5 protein-coding genes and 2 tRNA genes are annotated in these 3,300 nt (G+C 63.7%); 3 read left to right on the top strand and 4 right to left on the bottom strand.

The annotated features are described in order from the left end of the window. The coding region (locus tag EOA28_RS29725) for a GTP-binding protein (protein WP_244571411.1) at positions 1 to 127 on the bottom strand (127 nt) is incomplete at its 3' end. A gap of 227 nt (positions 128 to 354) precedes the next feature. On the opposite strand from EOA28_RS29725, the gene EOA28_RS29720 reads away from it, so the two are divergent. Next, complete coding sequence (locus EOA28_RS29720; protein WP_127252512.1) at positions 355 to 1,242, top strand: DMT family transporter; 888 nt, start codon at positions 355 to 357, stop codon at positions 1,240 to 1,242. Positions 1,243 to 1,315: 73 nt separating this feature from the next. Here EOA28_RS29720 and EOA28_RS29715 read toward each other — a convergent pair whose 3' ends face one another. After that, the gene (locus tag EOA28_RS29715; RefSeq protein WP_126061040.1) at positions 1,316 to 1,573 is read right to left on the bottom strand and encodes a GlsB/YeaQ/YmgE family stress response membrane protein; all 258 of its coding nucleotides are present in this window, start codon (positions 1,571 to 1,573) and stop codon (positions 1,316 to 1,318) included. Between the two features lie 128 nt (positions 1,574 to 1,701). Between EOA28_RS29715 and EOA28_RS29710 the strand changes: the two genes are divergently transcribed. Next, positions 1,702 to 2,157 carry a YidB family protein gene (locus EOA28_RS29710; protein WP_128315576.1) on the top strand — a complete coding sequence of 152 codons (456 nt, stop codon included), beginning with the start codon at positions 1,702 to 1,704 and terminating at the stop codon, positions 2,155 to 2,157. 79 nt (positions 2,158 to 2,236) lie between these two features. Here the strand turns inward: EOA28_RS29710 and EOA28_RS29705 are convergent. Further along, positions 2,237 to 2,310 (bottom strand) — tRNA-Gly (locus EOA28_RS29705). Positions 2,311 to 2,398: 88 nt separating this feature from the next. After that, a tRNA-Tyr gene (locus EOA28_RS29700) sits at positions 2,399 to 2,483 on the bottom strand. A gap of 199 nt (positions 2,484 to 2,682) precedes the next feature. Here EOA28_RS29700 and EOA28_RS29695 point away from each other — a divergent pair. Next, on the top strand, positions 2,683 to 3,300 hold a 618-nt coding region (locus tag EOA28_RS29695; RefSeq protein WP_148670930.1), incomplete at its 3' end, for an RNA methyltransferase.

Genomic DNA, 3,300 nt, shown 5'->3' with positions numbered 1-3,300 from the left:
CATAGCGCTTGTATTCGCCAAAATACTTCGTGATCGCCGCCGTCAGCGACGTCTTGCCATGATCGACGTGACCGATCGTGCCAATGTTCACATGCGGCTTGGTGCGCTCGAATTTACCTTTTGCCATAGTCTCTTTCCTTGGACGGCCTTGACCTTCAGTTCAGTCGAATGCGGGGCGATTAGCGACAACGGCCGAAAAACACAAGTACCTTGTGGCTGAGCGGATTCCCGCTCGACCCGAACCGACGGTCGATTTCAGGGGGATGTGGGCGGATATAGGGCTGCCGCGCGTAAAATCAAAGGCTCCAGGCTGGCCCATTGCCGCCGCCGCGCCGCTCTGATCTTGTCGGCGGCATGCAGGTCATTCCATCCAATATCCGCGGCCCGCTGTTCATGGTCGTCTCGACGGGGTCCTACCTCGTCAACGACACGATGATGAAGCTCGCGACCGCCGGGCTGCCGCCCTATGAGGTGCTGCTGCTGCGCGGCGCGGCGGCCACAGCGTGGGGTGTACCGCTGCTTCTGATGCTGGGTTATGCCAGGCAGATCCCGCTGCTCTTCGAACGCAAGGTGCTGCGCCGCAACCTGTTCGAGCTCCTGGCGATCCTCTGCTACGTCGTCGCCCTGGCGAACATGCAGATCGCGGATTCCACCGCGCTCGGCCAGATCACGCCGCTCCTCGTGCTGGTCGGCTCCTCAATGCTGTTCGGCGAAAGGATCGGCGCAACGCGCATGGCGCTGATCGGCCTTGGCTTTGTCGGAGCGCTCATGGTGGCGCAGCCGACCATGCAGGGCATTTCGGTCTATGCGCTGCTGGCGCTCGGCAACGCCGCCTTTGCGGCGGTGCGCGACATAGCCGGCCGCAAGGTGAGCGCCGAGGTGCCCGGCATGATCGTCGCCATCTCCGCCGTCCTGGTGGTGCTGGTCGGCTCAGGCGCGGCGCATCTAGTCTCCGAGCAATGGGTAATGCCCGAAGGACGCCATCTGCTGCTGATCGCGGGTGCCGGCCTGTTCCTGATCTTCGGCCATTTCTTCATCTTCATGGCCTACCGGGTCGGACCGACAAGCGCGGTGGCGCCCTTCTATTACTGCTTCACCGTATCGGCGGTCATATCCGGACTGCTGGTGTTCGGGCAGTTTCCCAATGCGCTCGCCGTCTGCGGCATCCTGCTGGTCATGGCCAGCGGCCTGGTGATCGTCTCTCTCGACGAGAGGAAGCGCCGATTGGCCATGGTCGCCTGACGACGAGCATCAATCTGGGCCGATCCGACAGGATCGACTCCCCGCAGCCCGGCCGTCTGCGACTTTCTTGGCCCTACAGCGTGCGCTTGCCGCTGATCTGGTGATAGGCCCAGAGCACGACGATCGAGCCGATGACGGCCACGATCAGGCTCCAGATATTGAGGCCGGTGACGCCGGCCGAGCCGAAAGCGCTGAAGATCAGCCCGCCGACGATGGCGCCGACGATGCCGAGCACGATGTCCATGATCATGCCCTGGCCGGTCTTGTTGACGATCTTGCTGCCGATGAAGCCGGCGATAAGGCCCAGAATGATCCAGCTGATGATGCCCATAATTCCCTCCAAATACCCCCACCCCCCATCATGGTCATATGATTGTCAAAAGCTCAAGACAGCTTGAACTTCCGCCTGTTTGCGCCATTCTGGGGACGGGCGGACTTGGCTGGACAAGGAGATCCACGATGGGCCTTTTCGACAATGCCGTTCCCGGCGGGAATATCACCAAACCTCTGATGATCGCGCTCGGCGCGCTTTTGGTCGGCAGGATGCTGAGCGGCAGAAGCGAGGAACCGGCCGCGCACCAAGCGCCGGCCCCGGCGCCTGCTGCAACCGGCGCGTCCGCCGATGGCGGCTTGCTCGGCGGGCTAGGTGGCCTGCTCGACAAGCTCAAGGACGCCGGCCACGGCAATGTCGCCGACTCCTGGGTCGGGACCGGCCAGAACCAGCCGATCAATCCGGGCGATCTAGGCTCGGCGCTCGGGCCGGCGGTGATCCGCGAGATCGCCCAGCGCACAGGCATGAACGAGCCGGAACTGCTGCAGCAGCTCTCCACGGCGCTGCCCGGCATCGTCGACAAGCTGACGCCGAACGGCCAGATCCCGCAGAACCATCAGGTCGCTTCGGCCTTCAACAGCTGAGTGTCTGGACGAAAGGCAATGCGCTGCGCGCTACGGCGCGCGGCGTTTTTTGTGCGATTGACGGCAGGGGCGGGAAATCTGGAGCGGGTAGCGGGAATCGAACCCGCATATTCAGCTTGGAAGGCTGCTGCTCTACCACTGAGCTATACCCGCGCCTTGCACTGAGGTACCGGATTCACCCGAAAAGCGCCATGCACTTTTCGGTCCGAGACTTTTCGTTTCAGGGCTTCCGGGCCGGCAGTGGTGGAGAGGGTTGGATTCGAACCAACGTAGGCTAAGCCAACGGATTTACAGTCCGTCCCCTTTAACCACTCGGGCACCTCTCCAGTCTGCCGCCGGAGCCATGCAACGAGGCATTCGCGCCGATCCGGAGCCCGAGTAAGATCTTCTCCGAAATCAGCGATGCGCCTTATGGCGGCAAGGCCGGTGGGTGTCAACCGGCGCGGCCAGGGTTTTTCGAGGATGTCCGGCATTCATTTCTTGAGCCCATATCCTTAGCCGGGCGGGACGGCTATAGAAGCCCGCATGAACGACGATAAAAGCACCAAGCCCGGCACGCGCAAGGACACCCACTACGCCAAGCTGAGGCGCGCGCATCGAGACCAGAAGGCGGGCGGCGCGCCGGCATTCCGGCCGCGCCAGCCGGTGCCGCCGGGGGAAGGGCCTGGCGACGGGCTGGTGCGGCTTTACGGCCTGCACACGGTGCGGGCCGCCCTCGACAATCCGCGCCGCAAGATCAAAAGGATGCTGGTGACCCGCAACGCGGCGGAGCGGCTTTCGATCGGCGAGCTTGCCGCCCTGCCTTTCAAGGCCGAGTTGGTCGAGCCGAAGGACATCGACAGGATCACCGGGTCGGACGCCGTGCATCAGGGCGTGCTGATCGAGGCCGAGCCGCTGAAGCCCAAGCGCCTCGACGCGCTCGGCGACACAAGGCTGGTGCTTGTGCTCGACCAGGTGACGGACCCGCACAATGTCGGCGCGATCCTGCGCTCCGCCGTCGCTTTCGGCGCCGGCGCGCTGATCACGACTGCACGCCACAGCCCGCAGGAATCCGGCGTTCTGGCGAAATCCGCGTCCGGGGCCCTGGAGCATATCGACCAGATCGAGGTGAAGAACCTCGCCGATGCGCTGGGGCAGCTGCAC

The organism is Mesorhizobium sp. M2A.F.Ca.ET.067.02.1.1 (assembly GCF_004023285.1).
Taxonomy (GTDB): domain Bacteria; phylum Pseudomonadota; class Alphaproteobacteria; order Rhizobiales; family Rhizobiaceae; genus Mesorhizobium.
The sequence above is the reverse complement of the archived record's forward strand: the minus strand, read 5'-3'. Positions and strand labels throughout refer to the sequence as shown.